The following is a 16,792-nucleotide window of genomic DNA, read 5'->3' as shown; positions in this document are numbered from 1 at the left end:
CGGTCCGGACCCGGCCGGTTGTCAGCGTGCGGTGATCAGGCGCGCCATCTCGGTGCGGGAGCGGACCCCCAGGCGGGCGAAGACGTTGCGCAGATGGTGGTCCACCGTCCGCGGGCTCAGGTGCAGCTCCTGCGCCACCTCCCGGTTGGTGGCGCCACCGGCCACCAGCGACGCGATCCGCTCCTGCTGGGCGGTCAGCGCCGGGCCGGTGGGCGCCGGAGCCGCCACCCGTTCACCGGCGGCGCGCAGCTCCCGTACGCTCTGCGCCGCCCACGGCCCGGCATCCATCAGCCGGAACGTCTCGGCGGCCCGCCGCAGATGGGTACGCGCCGCCACGTGCCGCCGCTGCCGGCGCAGCAGCCGGCCGTAGAGCAGCTCGGTGTGCGCCCGCGGGAAGCCGGCCTCCCCGTCGTGGGCGAGCGCCGCGTCGAAATGCCCGGCCGCGGCCTCGCCGTCGTCGGCCCGCAGCGCCCGGCACCGGTCCCGCAGCGCCAGCCAGCCCGGCTGCCCGGTCCGCCCCGACCAACGGTCGAAGGCCACCGCGACCGGCTCCACCGGCTCCCGCAGGCCGATCTGCGCGGCCGCCTCCAGCAGATGCGGCACCACCGCCACCCGCAGCAGCGCCGACCCCGGCCCGGGCGGTCCGGTCACCACGGCCAGCAGCCGTTCGGCGGCCGCCGGGCACCGCCCGTCGACCAGGTCGAGCAGGGCCAGCGCCCACTCGCACAGCGGCCGGGACGGGCCCTCACCGACCGCCGCGATCCGGGTCAGCGCGGTCTCCCGGTCACCGACCAGGGCGGCCAGCACCGCCAGCACCGCCAGGTGGGCGCCGGCCAGGACCGGCTGCCCGGTGCCGCGGGCCACCGCCGCGCCGTCCAGGGCGGCCTCGTTCGCCGCCGGATAGTCGCCGGCCGCCATCCCGGCCAGCGCGGCCAGCTCCAGCGCCTGCGGAACCAGCACGGTCGCCCCGGCCTCGCGGGCCAGCACCGCCGCGCGCCCGGCCAGCGCACCCGCCCGGCGCGGGTCGCCGACCAGGATGCCGGCGGTCGCGGCGCGCAGCAGCGGACCCGGTTCGGCGACCCGGTCGGCCAGCGCCACCGCCTCCCGCAGCCGCACGAAGGCGCCCGGCTCGTCGCCGTCGGCGATCCGCGCCAGCCCGGCGACATGGTGGAAGGCCAGCGCCACGGCGGGCGGCTCGTCACCGCGCCGCCCGGCGGCGACCCGGCGGGCCAGCGCCGCGTAGCGGCTCTGCTCCCCGGAACGGCAGGCCGACTCACCGGCCAGGGCGAGCGCCTCCAGGGCCGTGCCCGGATCGGTCTCGGCCAGCTCGGCGGCCACGTCCAGCAGCACGTCGCGGGCGCCCGGCCGGCCCTCCGGCAGGCGCATCTCGGCGGTCAGACCGCGGGCCCGGACCCGGGCGCCGCCGCCGGCCGGCGGGATCCGGCGGAGCAGCTGCACGGCCTCGTGCGGGCGGCCGGCCAGCCACGCCGAGCGGGCCGCGTCCAGCAGCAGGCCGGCCTTTCCGGCGGGGGTGGGGGAGAGCGCCGCGGCGTACCGGCGGGCCTCGGCGGCCACCGCCGGGTCCATCGAGTGGGCGGCCCGGGCCAGTTCCCGCGCCAGCTGGTCGTCCGGCCCGGAGGCGGCCGCGGCGCGGTGCAGCAGCGCGGGCAGGGTCGCGCCACGCGCCTGGAGAACCCCGGCCACCGCGGCGTGGGCGCTTCGCCTCCGGGCCGCCGGCATCTCCGCGTACGCCACCGCGCGCATCAACGGACTGCGGAACCGCACGCCCGCCGCCGTGACGGTGACCAGCCCGGCCCGCTCGGCCGGTGCGAGATCGGCCAGCCCGGCCCCGTGCGCGGCGGCCGCCAGGAGAGTGTCGGGGGAGGCGTCCGGCGCGACCGCGGCCAGGTGCAGCAGGGCCACGGTGCGGGGCGGGAACCCGTTGAGTTCGGCGGCGAGGCGGCGGCGCAGCGGGCTGTCCGGGGGCAGTGACTCCGGCGGCGGGGCGTACCCGCGGCGCTGTTGCGGGGTGAGGGCGGCGGCCAGGTCGACCAGGGCGGCCGGATTGCCGGCGGCCAGCTCGGTCAGCGTGCCGGCGACGTCCTCGGCCAGGTCGGGGGCGTGACCGGCGAGGATCGCGCGGGACTCCACCGGGTCCAGCGGGGTGAGCCGGTGCACCGGCGGACCGGGCGGCTCGGCGCCGGCCGGGAACGACCAGACCATGGCGACCCGCTCCGGGCCGATGCGGCGGGCGGCGAACGTGAGCGCCTGCCAGGACGGCCGGTCCAGCAGGTGGGCGTCGTCGATCAGGCACAGCAGGGGGTGGGTGCGCGTCGCCGTACGCAGAAGGGAGAGGGTGGCGAGTCCGAGGGTGACCGGATCGCCGGGGCCGGTGCCGCAGAGAGCGTGCGCCAGCGCTGCGCGCGGCGTGGGGGCGAGCTCGGCGATCCGGTCACCGATCGCGGTGATCAGGCCGCGCAGGCCGGCGTACGGGAACGCGCGCTCGTCGGGATGCCCACAGGCGGTGAGAACCGTCCAGCCGGGCTCGGCCGCGAACGAGCGCAGCAGGGTGGACCGTCCCTCGCCGGGGGCGCCGGAGACGACGAGGACGCCGCCCCGGCCGGACGCGGCGGCGGACAGGAGGCGGCCGATCTCGGTGTGCGCGGCCGGCCGAACTTTCTGCACTGCCGGTGCATCAAACATGCGGCGAGTGTTCCGTGCCGGGGGTCCGCGCGGAAGACCATTTCGGCTGATGAAATTTCCAGGATGTTGCCGGCCGATGACGCGACGCAGGTGATTTCGCCGATGTGTGACCTGCCGCGAGGTGCTGAAACTGACGCTCGTCGATCCATTCCCCCAGTTAGGAGAGTCGACGTGCACCAGAGAACCGTTCCCGGCCGGGCCCGCCGCGCACTGCTCACCGCGGCCGCCGCGGTAGCCCTCGTCGCCGGCCCGGGCGCCGCCGCCGCACAGGCCGCCGACAACCCGTACGAGCGGGGCCCCGACCCCACACTGGCCGCGCTCCAGGCCTCCCGCGGGCCCTACGCCGTCAGCCAGACCTCCGTCTCCCGCCTCTCCGCGACCGGCTTCGGCGGCGGCGAGATCTACTACCCGACCACGACCGCCGACGGCACCTTCGGGGCGATCGCCATCTCGCCCGGCTTCACCGCGTACTGGTCCAGCATCTCCTGGCTCGGCCCGCGCCTGGCCTCGCACGGCTTCGTGGTCATCGGCATCGAGACGAACACCACCGCCGACCAGCCCGGCTCCCGCGGCGACCAGCTGCTGGCCGCGCTCGACTACCTGACCCAGCGCAGCTCGGTACGCACCCGCGTCGACTCCAGCCGGCTCGCCGTCGCCGGGCACTCGATGGGCGGCGGCGGCAGCCTCGAAGCGGCCAGCGACCGGCCGTCCCTCCAGGCCGCCGTGCCGCTGGCGCCCTGGAACACCGACAAGACGTGGAGCGAACTGCGGGTGCCGACGCTCATCATCGGCGGGGAGAGCGACAGCATCGCGGCCGTGTCGAGCCACTCGATCCCGTTCTACAACAGCATCCCGGCATCGGCGGAGAAGGCGTACCTCGAGCTCAACAACGCCAGCCACTTCTTCCCGCAGACCACCAACACGCCGACCGCGGTGCAGATGGTCTCCTGGCTCAAACGGTTCGTCGACGACGACACCCGCTACAACCAGTTCATCTGCCCCGGCCCGAGCAGCACGTCCATCTCCGACTACCGCAGCTCCTGCCCGATCGGCTGATCCTCCCACCCTGCGGGAGCGGAGCCGCCGGCTCCGCTCCTGTCGGGTTTCCCCATGTGCGCACGCACCCACCCGGCCGCCGGATTATGCTCACGCGGCTCGCCCGCACCGACCGCCGCCGTGGAGGACGCCCTGACCGCCGATCCCGTCCGCGACCGGCTCCGTGCTCTGGCGTGCAACCCCGCCCTCCCCACCGAGACGCTGCTCCGGCTGGCCGGCGACCCGCGGGTCGGCCCACGGCACGTCACCGCCCGCCGGGAATGGGCCGACGAGGCCTTCGACGCGCTCGCCACCCACCCCGACCCGGCCGTCCGCGAAGCCCTCGCCCAGAGCCCCGGCGCGACCGGCGAACAGCGCGCCCGGCTCGCCGGCGACCTCGACATCGACGTGCTGCACGCCCTCCTGGAAGGCCCGCGCACCCGCTGGGCCGGCCCGCTTCCGCACCGGGTCCACCGCCGGCTCGCCGAACACCCCGAGCAACGGGTACGGGACATGCTGACGTTCCTGCCCGGCACACCCCCCGACGTGCTGAACCGGCTCACCCGGGACCCGCACCCCCGGATCGCCGAAGCCGCCCGGGAACTGCTCGACCACAAACCGTTCCAGGAACCGACGATGGGCCGCGACCAGGCCGTCGCCTACGCCCGCGATGACTCGGCGTGGAACCGGGCACAGGCCGCCGCCGACCCCGAACTGCCGCCCTCATGGGTGCGGCGGCTGGCGGCCGACCCGTCACCGCGGGTCCGGCTCGCCGTGTCGGTGCGGCCGGAACTCACCGAGGACGAGCGGGCGGCCATCGACCACCCAAATCCGGCGGACGCTCCCGTACCGGAGTGGGTGGTCGCGGCCGGGCCCTCGGAGCTGCGGCGCTGCGCCCACTCCCGGCATCCCCTGCTCCGGCGCGCCGCCGCCGGCCATCCGGACCTGCCCGGCGATCTGATCACGCTGCTGGCCGAGGACGGCGACCCGCTCGTGCGGCTGGCGCTCTGCTCACATCAGGCGGCCGTGCCCGGTGCGCTGGTGCTGCGCACCTACCTGGAAACCGGCGAGGAGGAGCTGCTCGCCCACCCGGCGTTCCCGCGCACCGGCCTGGCCGCGCTCGCAGCCCCCTCTTCCGGCCGACCCGTCCCTACGGATGCCTCTTCCGGCCGGCCTGTCCCTGCAAACGTCTCTTCCGGTGGGCCCGTCCCTATGGACGTCTCTTCCGGTCGGCCCGCCCCAACGGACGCCTCTTCCGGTCGGCCTGTCCCTGCGGATGCCTCTTCCGGCCGGGCCCGGGCCCGGGCCCGCCGCGACCCCGAGGCGCCCGCCGCTCTGATCGACCGGCTCAGCCGAGACCCCGATCCGTAGGTCCGGGCCTTCCTGGCCGACGACCCGCGACTGTCAGCGGCGCGGGTCGTGGAGCTGCTGGCGGACCCGGAGATCCACGGGCGGGCGGCCGCCAACCCTAACCTCCCGCATTCTGAGATCCTCCGCATCCTCGCCGAGGCCGACCTCTGACTCCAGCCGCTTCGGCGGCTCCCACGTCCGCGCTGCCTCCGCCCTCGTGCCACGGGCCCCGCCACCGATCTTGGACGCTTTCCCACCGTATTCGGTGGGCGATCGTCCAAGATCGCGCCCGTTTGGATGGCGGTTCCCATCGCGTTGCTGCCGTCCGCATTCTTGGACGTATTACCACCGAATTCGGTGGGTGATCGTCCAAGATCTCGGCGGTTTGGGTGGCTGGCCCTCATGGCGTTGCTTCCATCGGCGATCTTGGACGTTTTGCCACCGGAATCGGTGGGTGATCGTCCAATGTCCGCGGCGCGGGCCGTCGAGTTGCTGGCGGACCCGGAAATCCACGGGCGGGCGGCCGCCAATCCCAACCTTCCGCATTCTGAGATCCTCCGCATCCTCGTCGAGGCCGACCTCTGACCTTCAACCGCTTCGGCGGCTCCCAGGTCCGCGCTGCCTCCGCCCTCGTGCCACGGGTTCCGCCGCCGATCTTGGACGCTTTCCCACCGTATTCGGTGGGCGATCGTCCAAGATCGCGCCCGTTTGGATGGCGGTTCCCATCGCGTTGCTGCCATCCGCGATCTTGGACGAATTTCCACCGGAATTGGTGGGTGATCGTCCAAGATCTCGGCGGTTTGGGTGGCTAGCGCTCATCGCGTTGCTTCCATCGGCGATCTTGGACGTTTTGCCACCGGAATCGGTGGGTGATCGTCCAAGATCGGCTGGTTTGGTGGTGGAGGAGCGTTGAGCGCCATGAGTATGAGGGCGGTGGAGGGCGGTTGTCGGCGGCGAGGCCGGCTTGGCGATGGTGCGTTTGGGGGTGGTGCGGGGGCGTTTTGTGGTGGTGCGGAGTGTCTGGGGGGTGGTGCGGAGGTGCGTTTGGCGGTGGTGCCGGGTGCGTTTGGCGGTGGTGCCGGGTGCGGTTGGCGGTGGTGCGGTGGTGCCGGATGCAGTGGCGGTGATGCGGGGGTGCGTTCGGCTGGGGTGCGGGGATGCGTTTGGTGGGGGTGCGGGGTGCGTTTGGGAGGGGTCAGGCGGGGACCGGGGTGGGGGCCGGGGTTGGGGTGCGGGTGTCGAGGCGGAAGCTGAGCAGGGTCAGGAGCAGGCCGGTCAAGGAGAGGGCCACGCCCAGCCACGCGGATGCCAGGTAGCCCCAGCCCGCGACGATCACGGCGCCGCCGAGGGCGGCCCCGGTGGCGTTGGCGATGTTCAGGGCGGACTGGTTGACCGCGGCGCCCATCAGCTGGGCGCCCGGGGCCACCGCGATGAGGCGGGACTGCAGCGCCGGGACGATGAAGAGGCTGGCCGCGCCGACCAGGAAGGCGGCCGGGAACAGGCCGGCCGGGTGGACCGCGGTCAGGCCGAACATGGTGACCGAGCCGATCAGGCCGGCGAACCCGATCAGGACGGCGCGCCGCAGGTCGCGGTCGGCGGCCACCCCGCCGAGGGCGATGCCGACCGTCATGCCCAGGCCCATGGCGGCGAGCACCCACGGGACGGCCGCCTCGGACAGGCCGGCCACGTGTGTGGTGATCGGCGCGACGTAGCTGTTCACCGCGAAGAAGCCGCTGGTGCCGACGGCGACGGCCGCGGCCACCAGCCACACCTGCGGGTTGCGGAAGGCGCGCAGCTCGGCGCGGGGCGAGCCGCCGGGGGCGGCCGCCACGGTGGGCACGGTGGCCAGGACGGCGAGCAGGCTGAGGGCGAAGACGGCGGCGACGGCGAGGTACGCGGCCCGCCAACCGTGGTTCTGCCCGAGCACGGTGATCAGCGGGACGCCGGCGAGGTTGGCCGCGGTCAGCCCGCCGATCACGATGGAGACGCCGCGTCCCTGGTTGCCGGGTCCCAGGATGGCGGCGGCCAGGAGCCCGGCCGCGCCGAAGTAGGCGCCGTGTGCCAGGGCCGCGCCGAAACGGGCGGCCAGGACCAGTTCGAAGGTGGGTGCGAGCGCGGACGCCGTGGTGAAGACGACGAAGACGGCGAGCAGGCCGAGCACCAGCCGCCGGCGGGGCTGCCGGGCGGTGATCACGGCGATCGTCGGTGCGCCCACGACGACGCCGAGCGCGTAGATCGTGATCATCCAGCCGGTGTGGGCCAGTGCGTCCGGGACCGAGGCGGCGTACGACTCGGGCAGCAGGTCGCGAGCCATGTCGGGTAGCAGTCCCATGGCCACGAATTCGGTCAGGCCGAGCCCGAAGCCGCCCAGGGACAGGGCGAGCAGGGCCGCCCAGCGGCGGCCGGCGGTCAGTGTCTCCACGTCCGGAGACTCTAGAACGTTCTAGTTCATCGGCGAATAGAACGTTCTAGTGATCACAACGTAGGATGCCGCCATGCAGTCAGCGGAGCGGCGGACTACCCTCGCCGACGTCGCGGCCGAGGCCGGGGTGTCGGTGGCACTGGTGTCGATCGTGATGCGCGGCGCGCCCGGAGCCGGGGCCGCCACCCGGGAGCGGGTGCTGGAGGTGGCACGCCGGCTCGGATACCAGCCGGACAGCCGGGCCCGGCTGTTGCGCAGCGGTCGCAGCCGGCTGCTCGGGGTGGTCTTCGACGTGCGGCACCCGTTCCATCACGACCTGCTCACCGGGCTCTACGACGCGGCCGGCAAGGCCGGCTATCAACTCACCCTGAGCGCGGTGACACCACGGCGCGGCGAGCGTACGGCCATCGGCGACCTGTTGCAGGACCGCTGCGAGGCGCTGGTGCTGTTCGGCGGCCAGTTGCGGGCCTCCGAGCTGGCGTCGATCGCGGCCCGCCTCCCGGTGGTGGCGATGATGCGCGCGGCCCGGCGGCGCGACGTCGACGTGGTGCACAACGACGACGCGCTCGGCTCCCACCAGGCCGTCGATCATCTGGTCGGGCTCGGGCACCGGCGGATCGCGCACGTCGACGGCGGGCAGTGGCACGGGTCGGCCGAGCGGCGGGCCGGCTACCAGGAGGCGATGCGGCGGCACGGGCTGGCCGAGCACATCCGGGTGGTGTCCGGCGGGGCGGGGGAGGAGGACGGCGCCCGGGCCGCGGAGCGCCTGCTGGTGGACCCGCCGACCGCGGTGACCGTCTTCAACGACCTGAGCGCGACCGGGCTGCTCGACGTCCTGCGCCGGCACGGGCTCAGCGTGCCCGGCGACATCAGCGTGGTGGGTTACGACGACACCGGCCTGAGCCGGCTCGCGCACATCGACCTGACCACCGTCGGCCAGGACATCGACACCATGGCGGCGGGCGCGATCGAGCGGGCGGTCGCCCGGATCGAGGGTACGCCGGCCGGCCCCCGCGAGATGGTCGTCCCACCCCGCCTGATGGTCCGCGGCACGACGGGCGCACCCCGGCCGGCTGCCGGTGCATCGAGACAGCCCTGACGACCGGCCGGACCACCGAGCTCAGCCCGGCGGGCGCGGCAAAGGCGGGAGTGTCGCCTGGCTCGCGTGAGCTTCCGGGACGGGGAGGATTCTGCGGGACGGCTCTGCGCGTACGGGAAACGGGTCTGAAAAGGAGCGACCCGGTGGTGACCGTGCCGGCGCCGCAACGACGGGGGGACGGCGGCGACGCCGGCACGGTGGTCCCGGGGTTCAGGAGGTGGGCTTGAGCACCGAGCAGGTCTCGACGGCCTTCTTCGCGGTGGCGTCGGTGGTGTCGACCTTGGCCGGGTCGGTGACGCCGTTCTCCTTGAGACAGTTCTCGTAGGCGGCGTTCGCGTTGCCGCCGCCCGGGGTGCCACCGCCGGGGTTGCCGCGGCCGCCGCCCATGCTGGGGCGGACCGACGCGCACGCCTCCTGGGCCTTCTGCCAGGTCGCGTCGTCGACGCCGTCGGGCTTGCCGAAGCCGAAGCCGCCACCGCCGGGGAATCCGCCGCCGCGCTGGCCGGCGCTGCCGGAGGGCCGCGGCTGACCGGACGGGCGGATGCCGTCGGGTGCGCCGGAGGGGCGGACGCCGTCGGGTGCGCCGGACGGGCGAGCGCCACCGCCGCCGGGGCCGCCGGACGGCATCGTGACGGTGACGCCGTTCTCGTTCAGGCAGCTGATGTACGCGGCGAACGCGTTGTCGCCGCCACCGTTCTGCCCGGTGGTGCCGCTGTCGGTGCTCGCCTCTTCCGAGCCGCCGCAGGCCGCCGTGAACAGCATGGCCACCGAGACCGCGAAGATGGCCGCGGCGCGCTTCGAACTGATCACCGGACTCCTTAATGAGATGTCGACGGGCGGGAACGTGTGAAGAAAAGCGGCCGCACCTGTGCGGAAGGTCGGACGATCCTAGGAGTTGCCTAAGAACGCCCGGAACGACGCGGCCTCCGAGCGAATTCCCAGGTAGGACCGAGCCCGCGGCGAGGACCGGTGGTCACACTCGGCGACCATGGGTGTTGCACTGGCCGGTCGCCGGCGTTTGATCCGGCTCGGCGCGGCGGTCGTCGTGCTCGCGCTCGTCGCCTTCGGCGTGGTGCGGGCGCTGACGGCCGGCGCCGCGCCGGAGGAGTCGAAGGCGGCCGAGACCGTCGAGGTGGACAAGGGTGCGGTGACCACCGAGGTCGCCACCACCGGCACGTTGCAGGCGGCGCAGACGCGCAGCCTGTCGTTCGCGGTGTCGGGCACGGTGGAGACGGTCAAGGTGCGGGCCGGCACGACGGTGACCGCCGGTCAGGTGCTGGCGACGGTCGACGACACGGACGCGGTGGAGGCGGTCGACGACGCGCAGGAGGCGCTCGACGACGCGCGGGAGGCGCTGACCAAGGCGTCGTCCACGTCGTCGTCCACCGGCTGCGACGTGGCCGCGGCCTACACCACCGCCTCCGCCTCGCCTTCGGCCTCGGCTTCCCCGTCGGCCACCGCGACCACGTCACCCACGCCGACCAGGACCAAGACCTCGAAACCGAGCCCCACCGGTACGAAGACCTGCTCCTCCTCCACCTCCCGGGGCGGTGACTCGGGCGGCGACGCGATCCTGAGCGCCCAGCAGCGGGTGAACGCCGCCGAGGTGACCCTGGAGAAGGCCGAGGAGGCGCGGGACGGCGCCACCATCACCGCCCCGATCGCCGGGAAGATCATCTCGGTGGGCGGCAAGGTGGGCAGCGGCGCCACGTCCGGTTCCACTTTCATCACCCTGGCCGACGTCTACGACATGCAGATCAGCGCCGACTTCCCGGAGGCCGACGCGGACCGCCTGGCGGTGGGCCAGAAGGCGGTGATCACTCTCGCCGACCGGGCCGGCGAGACGTTCGACGCGACGGTGGTGCAGGTCGACCCGGTCGGCACCAGCGACGGCACGCTCACCCGCTTCGGCGTCGTGCTCTCCTTCGACGACGCCCCGGACGAGCTGCTGATCGGGCAGAGCGCCAACGTACGGGTGACCACCGGCAGCAAGGACGATGTGCTGCGGGTGCCCAGTACCGCGGTGCACGATGTGTCGGGGGAGAACGGCACCGTGCTCAAGGGCGGGGCCGCCACGCAGGTGAGGCTGGGTCTGCGCGGCGACCAGTTCACGGAGATCGTGTCCGGTCTCGCCGCGGGCGACCCGGTGGCCCGTTCCTGGTAGGTTCCTCCCTTCCCGCTCATAGGTTCTTCAAAGAAAACGCTGATAGTTCTAGGCGGTGCTTTCCGATACCCGAGGTTCCGTGACCACGCTCGACCCCGCGGCACGGCCCGCCCGTGTCCTGGTCGTCGACGACGAGCCGAACATCTCCGCGCTGCTCAGCGCGACGTTGCGGCTGGTCGCCTTCGACGTGCGGGTGGCCGAGTCGGGTAACGCCGCCCTGATCGCGGTGCAGGAGTTCGAGCCGGATCTGATCGTCCTCGACGTGATGCTTCCGGACGTGGACGGGATCGAGGTGGCCCAGCGGCTGCGGGCCGCCGGCCATCGGGTCCCGGTCCTGTTCCTGACCGCCAGGGACGCGGTGGAGGACCGCATTCTGGGGCTGTCAGCCGGCGCGGACGACTACGTCACCAAGCCGTTCAGTCTCGAGGAGGTCGTGCTACGGATACGCGCGATCCTGCGCCGCAGCCAGCCGGAGGAACCGCAGGAGGACACCGGCGTGCTGCGGTACGCGGACCTGGAGATGGACGAGGACGCCCACGAGGTGCGGCGGGCGGGCCGGCTGGTCGAGCTGTCCCCGACCGAGTTCAACCTGCTGCGCTACCTGCTGATCAACGCGGGCCGGGTGGTCAGCAAGGCGCAGATCCTGGACCGGGTGTGGAAGTACGACTTCGGGGGCGACGGCCGCATCGTGGAGTCCTACGTCTACTACCTGCGGCGGAAGATCGATCGGAGCGATCCTCCGCTGATCCACACCGTGCGGGGCGTGGGGTACGCCCTGCGGCTGCCCCGCGGCGACGAGTGACTCCCTGGCGCTACTGGACTCTCAAATCCAGGCTGGTCCTGGTCGTCGGCGTGCTGTCCGCGATCGCCGTGGTGGTCGCCAACATCACCGGCCTGCTGCTGATCCGCGAGTACCAGCAGGACCGGATCGACGAGCAGCTGATCGGCATCAGCCGGCCGCTCGCCGACGCCAACCCGCTGCGCTTCGGGCCCCGCCCCGGCCGGTTCCGTGGCCTCGGCCCGGACCAGATCATGTACTTCTACGCCGCCGACGGGACCCTGGACACCGCCAACAGCACCCCCGCCGACGAGAAGCGCCCCGCGGTGGCGCCGTTCGCGGAGGTCGCCGAGCGGGCCGCCACCGGACGGCCGTACACCGTCTCGACGGACGCCGGCTCGGACTGGCGGGTGATGGCCGTCCCGGCCGGCGACACCGGTGGGTACGTGCTGATCGGCTCCTCGATGCTGGAGGTCGAGCAGCTCACGCAGCAGTTGATGCTGATCGACGCCGGGGTGATGCTGCTGGTGCTGACGGTGCTCGGGCTGGGGGCCGCGTTCGTGGTGCGGATCGGGTTGCGGCCGCTCACCGAGATGGAGGCGGTGGCCGCGGACATCTCCGGCGGCAACCTTTCCGGCCGGATCCCGGACACCGATCCGCACACCGAGCCGGGCCGTCTCGGCCTGGCCCTGAACGCCATGCTCACCCGGATCGAGGGCGAGGTCAGCGCGCGTACCGCCTCGGAGCAGCGGCTGCGCCAGTTCGTCGCGGACGCCTCGCACGAGCTGCGCACCCCGCTCACCTCGATCCGCGGCTGGGCCGAGCTGTACCGGCGGGGCGGGGCGCCGCCCGGCCCGCAGTTGGACGAGACGCTCGCCCGGATCGAGGCCGAGTCGGCCCGGATGACGGTGCTGGTCGAGGACCTGCTCCGGCTGGCCCGGATGGACCAGCAGCGCACCCTGGACCTGCGCCCGGTGGACCTGCTGGAGATCGCCGCCGACACCATCCGGGACGCGCATGCCCGCATGCCGGACCGGCAGGTGCTGCTGGCCGGGCTCAGCGACGACGAGGACACCTTCGAGCCGCCCACCGTGCTGGGCGACGACCACGGGCTGCGGCAGGTGGTCACCAACCTGGTGGCCAACGCGCTCCACCACACCCCGCCCGAAACCATCGTCACGGTACGTGTCGGACTGGCCACTTCGGAGGACGGCTTCCGGGTGGCGGTCCTGGAGGTGTGCGACAACGGGCCGGGGGTGCCGCCGGAGCACGCCGACCGTATCTTCGAGCGGCTCTACCGGGCCGACTCCAGCCGTTCCCGCTCCATGGGCGGCGGTTCCGGGCTGGGCCTGGCGATCGTGGCGGCGATCGTGGCGGGGCACGGCGGTGCGGTGGACTACCGCGAGACGCCGGGCGGCGGGGCCACCTTCCGGGTGGAGCTCCCGGCGGTCGGTGACGCGGCGTGAGGTTTTGAGCTGGCTCCCAGGTTGCGCCGAAGCTCCTCATAGCCCACGCCCGCAGAGTGTGCAGCCATGAAGGTACGCCTGAGCCGCCACCCGTCGTTGGTGGTCAACGCCGTCATCGGCGTCGTGCTCGTCGCCGGGGCCTGGACGGTGTACGAGACATTCTCCGGAACCGACGACGGGGGTACGGCCGCGACGGCCGCCGAGCGCACGGTCACCGTCCAGCAGGGCACGGTCACCAAGTCCGCGACCGCGGACGGGACCCTGGAGAGCGCCAGCACCGCGAGTGCCACGTTCGAGACCAGTGGCACGGTCACCGCGATCAGCGTGAAGGTCGGTGACAAGGTCAAGAAGGGCCAGGTGCTGGCCAAGGTGGACCCGGCCGCCGCGCAGCGCGTCCTGGACGCCGCCGAGGCCGACCTGGACGCGGCCCAGGACTCCCTGGACCGGGCCGAGGTCGCCGGCTCGGACACCACCGAGGCCGCCAACCAGGTCACCGCGGCGAACCTGGCCGTCGACGAGGCCGAGGCCGGCGTCGACGGAACGGTGCTGACCGCCCCGATGGCCGGCACGGTCACCGCCGTCAACGGCACGCTCGGCGGTTCGGCCTCCGGCAGCTCGTCCTCTTCCAGCGGCTCCTCCGGTGGCGGCTCGCCGGGCGGCGGCTCCAGCAGCTCGTCGTCCACGTCGTCGAGCGGGTTCATCGAGATCGCCGACCTCACCAGGATGCAGGTCGCGGCGAGCTTCGCCGAGGCGGACGCGACGAGCCTCAGGGAGAAGCAGGTCGCCACGGTCACCTGGAACGCGCTCAGCGGCGTCTCGCAGAGCGCCAGGGTCGCGGCCATCGACCCGTCGGCCACCACCGCGAACAGCGTGGTCACCTACGGCGTGACGCTGACCCTGGACAAGGTGCCGTCCGGCGCGAAGGTCGGCCAGACCGTCTCGGTGTCGGTCACCACCGGCTCCAAGGAGAACGTCGTGCTGGTCAACGCGGCCGCGATCACCACGGTCGGCAACCGGCACACCGTCACGGTGGTCGCCAACGGCGCCCAGGAGACCCGGTCGGTGGAGATCGGCCTGGAGGGCGACGCGGCCACCGAGATCACCTCCGGTCTGACCGCCGGCGAGCAGGTCGTCGTCAAGACCACCTCGACCAGCACCAGCGGCGGCCAGCAGGGCGGCGGCTTCCCGGGCGGCGGCAGCGGCTTCGGTGGCGGCGGCTTCACCGGTGGCGGCGGCGGTCCTCAGGGTGGCGGCGGGAGGCCGCAGTGAGCCGGCCGGTCCTGGAGGTCACCGACCTGAAGAAGATCTACGGTCAGGGTGAGGCGACCGTGCACGCGCTGCGCGGGGTCTCCCTCACCGTCGAGCGCGGCGACTACGTGGCGATCATGGGCTCGTCCGGCTCCGGCAAGTCGACCCTGATGAACATCCTGGGCGCGCTGGACACCCCCAGCTCGGGGCGGTATCTGCTGGACGGCGTCGACGTCAGCCGGCTCTCCGACGGCCAGCTGGCACTGGCCCGGAACCGCCTGATCGGTTTCATCTTCCAGGCGTTCAACCTGATCCCGCGGACCAGCGCGGTGGCCAATGTGGAGCTGCCGCTGGCGTACGCCGGGGTCAAGCCGAAGGAGCGCCGCCGCCGGGCCATGGCGGCACTCGACGTGGTCGGGCTCGCGGACCGGGCCGGCCACGAGCCGAACCAGCTCTCCGGCGGCCAGCAGCAGCGTGTCGCGGTGGCCCGGGCCCTGGTCACCGAGCCGGCCCTGCTGCTCGCCGACGAGCCGACCGGCAACCTGGACTCGAAGTCCACCGACGACGTGCTCCAGGTCTTCGACGACCTGAGCGCGGCCGGCCGGACCATCGTGATCATCACGCACGAGAAGGAGGTCGGCGACCGCGCCAAGCGGCTGATCCGCCTGGTCGACGGTGGCATCGTCACCGACGCGCGGCAGTCCCCGCTGCACCTGCCCCCGGTCGGCGCCGCCCGGGTGGCGCACGGCCGGGCGATGGTGGCCGGGCGGCACACGCGATGAACTTCTTCGAGGTCATCCGCTTCTCCCTGCGCGGCCTGAGCGCCAACAAGCTGCGCTCCGCGCTCACCATGCTCGGCATCCTGATCGGTGTCGCCGCGGTGATCCTGCTGGTCGCGGTCGGCAACGGCTCGGCCAAGGCGATCAGCGACCGGATCGAGGCGCTGGGCACCAACACGATCACCGTGATGAGCACCGGCCGCGGCGGGTCCAGCAGCACGTCGCTGACCAAGGACATGGCCGACGCGCTCGTCGACGAACAGATGGCGCCGGACGTCAAGTCGGTGTCGCCGGTGGTCAGCTCGTCGTCGGCGACCATGACGTACGAGGGCACCGACCACTCGGTGGCCACCTTCGTCGGCACCACCCCGGCCTGGTTCACCGCCTCCACCACCCCGGTCGAACGCGGCTCGGCCTTCACCGATGACGACGTCGCCCAGGGCCGGCGGGTCGTGGTGATCGGCAAGACCGTCGCCGAGGAGCTCTTCCCCGGGGTCGACCCGATCGGCAAGCAGGTCACCGTCGGCGGGGCGCTGTTCACCATCGTCGGGGTGCTGGCGGACAAGAGTTCCACCGGTTTCGACGACGCCAACGACCGGGCGGTCGCCCCGCTCACCGCGGTGCAGCAGGTGCTCACCGGGTACGGCGCGCTGACCTCGATCATCGTGGAGGCGGCCGATCCGGACAGGGTGGACGCCGTACAGGGGCAGGTCGCCACGATCCTCAACCAGAAACTGGACGTGGACCCGTCGTCGACCAGCACGCCGTACCGGATCCAGAACGCGTCGTCGCTGCTGGAGACGCAGAGCCAGACCGCCGCCACGTTCACCACCCTGCTCGGGGCGGTGGCCGCGATCAGCCTGCTGGTCGGCGGCATCGGCATCACCAACATCATGCTGGTGACGGTCACCGAGCGGACCCGGGAGATCGGCATCCGCAAGGCGCTCGGCGCGCCCCGGCGGGTGATCCTCACCCAGTTCCTGATCGAGGCGAGCCTGTTGAGCGTGCTCGGCGGCGCCCTCGGCGTGGCCGCCGCGCTGATCGGCTCCCAGTTCTCGATCGTCGGGGTGAAACCGGTGATCGTGCCCAGTTCGATCGGGTACGCCGTAGGCGTCTCCATCGCGATCGGGCTGTTCTTCGGCGGGCTGCCCGCCGCCCGCGCCGCCCGCCTGCGTCCCATCGACGCGCTGCGCTACGAGTGAGGACCCCATGACGACGATGAACGACGAGACCGCGGTCATTCCGCGGGTCCCCGGCAACGAGGGCCTCTCCGCGGAGCTGGCCGCCGCGGCGCCCCGGAAGTGGTGGAACAGGGCCACCGTCGGCCTCGGGGTGGCGGCGCTGCTGATGGGTGGTTTCCTCGGCGGGGTGCAGGCCCAGAAGCAGTGGGGTCCGTCGTCGGCGGGCACGGCCGGCGGCCTCCCCGGCGGCGGCGGTGGAATGCGCGGTGGTGGCTTCCCCGGCGGCGGGCTCGGTCAACAGCCGCAGAGCACCACGAGCGCGGCGGCGAGCAGCGGCACGACGGGCAAGGTCAAGCTGGTCAACGGCAAGACCATCTACGTGGAGACCGAGGACGGGACGGTGGTCACGGTCCGGACCGACGGTTCGACGACGATCAGTACGGCCAGCAAGGGCAAGCTGAGCGACGTCAAGGCCGGGCAGTCGGTGACCGTCCAGGGCACGACCGCCGACGACGGCACGGTGACCGCGAAATCGGTCACCGCGGCCGAGTGAACTTGAACATATTG

General features: G+C 73.1%; 14 protein-coding genes. 11 read left to right on the top strand and 3 right to left on the bottom strand.

Features of this window, described 5'->3' with window-relative positions; translation table 11 throughout:
- Positions 1-21 precede the first annotated feature (21 nt).
- Positions 22-2,703, bottom strand: a complete 2,682-nt coding sequence (locus tag J5X75_RS45450) for a helix-turn-helix transcriptional regulator (protein WP_208468089.1) — start codon at positions 2,701-2,703, stop codon at positions 22-24.
- Between the two features lie 171 nt (positions 2,704-2,874).
- Between J5X75_RS45450 and J5X75_RS15430 the strand changes: the two genes are divergently transcribed.
- The 3 genes from J5X75_RS15430 (at position 2,875) to J5X75_RS15420 (ending at position 5,673) form a co-directional block, all read left to right on the top strand.
- The gene (locus J5X75_RS15430; protein WP_372450885.1) at positions 2,875-3,759 is read left to right on the top strand and encodes an alpha/beta hydrolase family protein; all 885 of its coding nucleotides are present in this window, start codon (positions 2,875-2,877) and stop codon (positions 3,757-3,759) included.
- Between the two features lie 54 nt (positions 3,760-3,813).
- The gene (locus tag J5X75_RS15425; protein ID WP_208468088.1) at positions 3,814-5,109 is read left to right on the top strand and encodes a hypothetical protein; all 1,296 of its coding nucleotides are present in this window, start codon (positions 3,814-3,816) and stop codon (positions 5,107-5,109) included.
- 381 nt (positions 5,110-5,490) lie between these two features.
- Entirely contained in the window at positions 5,491-5,673 is a 183-nt protein-coding gene (locus J5X75_RS15420; RefSeq protein ID WP_208468087.1) for a hypothetical protein, read from the top strand.
- A gap of 610 nt (positions 5,674-6,283) precedes the next feature.
- Here the strand turns inward: J5X75_RS15420 and J5X75_RS15415 are convergent.
- The gene (locus tag J5X75_RS15415; protein WP_208468086.1) at positions 6,284-7,510 is read right to left on the bottom strand and encodes an MFS transporter; all 1,227 of its coding nucleotides are present in this window, start codon (positions 7,508-7,510) and stop codon (positions 6,284-6,286) included.
- A 73-nt stretch (positions 7,511-7,583) separates the two neighbouring features.
- On the opposite strand from J5X75_RS15415, the gene J5X75_RS15410 reads away from it, so the two are divergent.
- Positions 7,584-8,609 (top strand): LacI family DNA-binding transcriptional regulator, encoded by a 1,026-nt coding sequence (locus J5X75_RS15410; RefSeq protein ID WP_208468085.1) that lies wholly within the window; start codon positions 7,584-7,586, stop codon positions 8,607-8,609.
- Between the two features lie 210 nt (positions 8,610-8,819).
- On the opposite strand, the gene J5X75_RS15405 is transcribed toward J5X75_RS15410, so the two are convergent.
- Complete coding sequence (locus J5X75_RS15405) at positions 8,820-9,419, bottom strand: hypothetical protein (RefSeq protein ID WP_307798097.1); 600 nt, start codon at positions 9,417-9,419, stop codon at positions 8,820-8,822.
- Between the two features lie 178 nt (positions 9,420-9,597).
- Between J5X75_RS15405 and J5X75_RS15400 the strand changes: the two genes are divergently transcribed.
- The 7 genes from J5X75_RS15400 (at position 9,598) to J5X75_RS15370 (ending at position 16,778) form a co-directional block, all read left to right on the top strand.
- Positions 9,598-10,773 carry an efflux RND transporter periplasmic adaptor subunit gene (locus tag J5X75_RS15400; RefSeq protein WP_208468084.1) on the top strand — a complete coding sequence of 392 codons (1,176 nt, stop codon included), beginning with the start codon at positions 9,598-9,600 and terminating at the stop codon, positions 10,771-10,773.
- Positions 10,774-10,852: 79 nt separating this feature from the next.
- A complete protein-coding gene (locus tag J5X75_RS15395) occupies positions 10,853-11,575 on the top strand; it encodes a response regulator transcription factor (protein ID WP_208468083.1) in 723 nt (240 codons plus the stop codon).
- Positions 11,572-13,017 (top strand): sensor histidine kinase, encoded by a 1,446-nt coding sequence (locus J5X75_RS15390; RefSeq protein ID WP_208468082.1) that lies wholly within the window; start codon positions 11,572-11,574, stop codon positions 13,015-13,017. Before J5X75_RS15395 ends, J5X75_RS15390 begins: the two co-directional genes overlap by 4 nt.
- Positions 13,018-13,083: 66 nt before the next feature.
- Positions 13,084-14,286 carry an efflux RND transporter periplasmic adaptor subunit gene (locus J5X75_RS15385; protein WP_208468081.1) on the top strand — a complete coding sequence of 401 codons (1,203 nt, stop codon included), beginning with the start codon at positions 13,084-13,086 and terminating at the stop codon, positions 14,284-14,286.
- Complete coding sequence (locus tag J5X75_RS15380; RefSeq protein ID WP_208468080.1) at positions 14,283-15,047, top strand: ABC transporter ATP-binding protein; 765 nt, start codon at positions 14,283-14,285, stop codon at positions 15,045-15,047. The genes J5X75_RS15385 and J5X75_RS15380 overlap by 4 nt, the downstream gene beginning before the upstream one ends.
- Positions 15,044-16,246 carry an ABC transporter permease gene (locus tag J5X75_RS15375; protein WP_208468079.1) on the top strand — a complete coding sequence of 401 codons (1,203 nt, stop codon included), beginning with the start codon at positions 15,044-15,046 and terminating at the stop codon, positions 16,244-16,246. Before J5X75_RS15380 ends, J5X75_RS15375 begins: the two co-directional genes overlap by 4 nt.
- 7 nt (positions 16,247-16,253) lie before the next feature.
- Complete coding sequence (locus tag J5X75_RS15370) at positions 16,254-16,778, top strand: hypothetical protein (RefSeq protein ID WP_208468078.1); 525 nt, start codon at positions 16,254-16,256, stop codon at positions 16,776-16,778.
- The last annotated feature ends 14 nt before the right edge of the window (positions 16,779-16,792 follow it).

It is taken from the genome of Actinoplanes flavus (assembly GCF_017592555.1).
GTDB classification, from domain to species: Bacteria; Actinomycetota; Actinomycetes; order Mycobacteriales; family Micromonosporaceae; genus Actinoplanes; species Actinoplanes flavus.
Note: the sequence above shows the minus strand (reverse complement) of the source record. Positions and strands in the feature narration are given on the sequence as shown.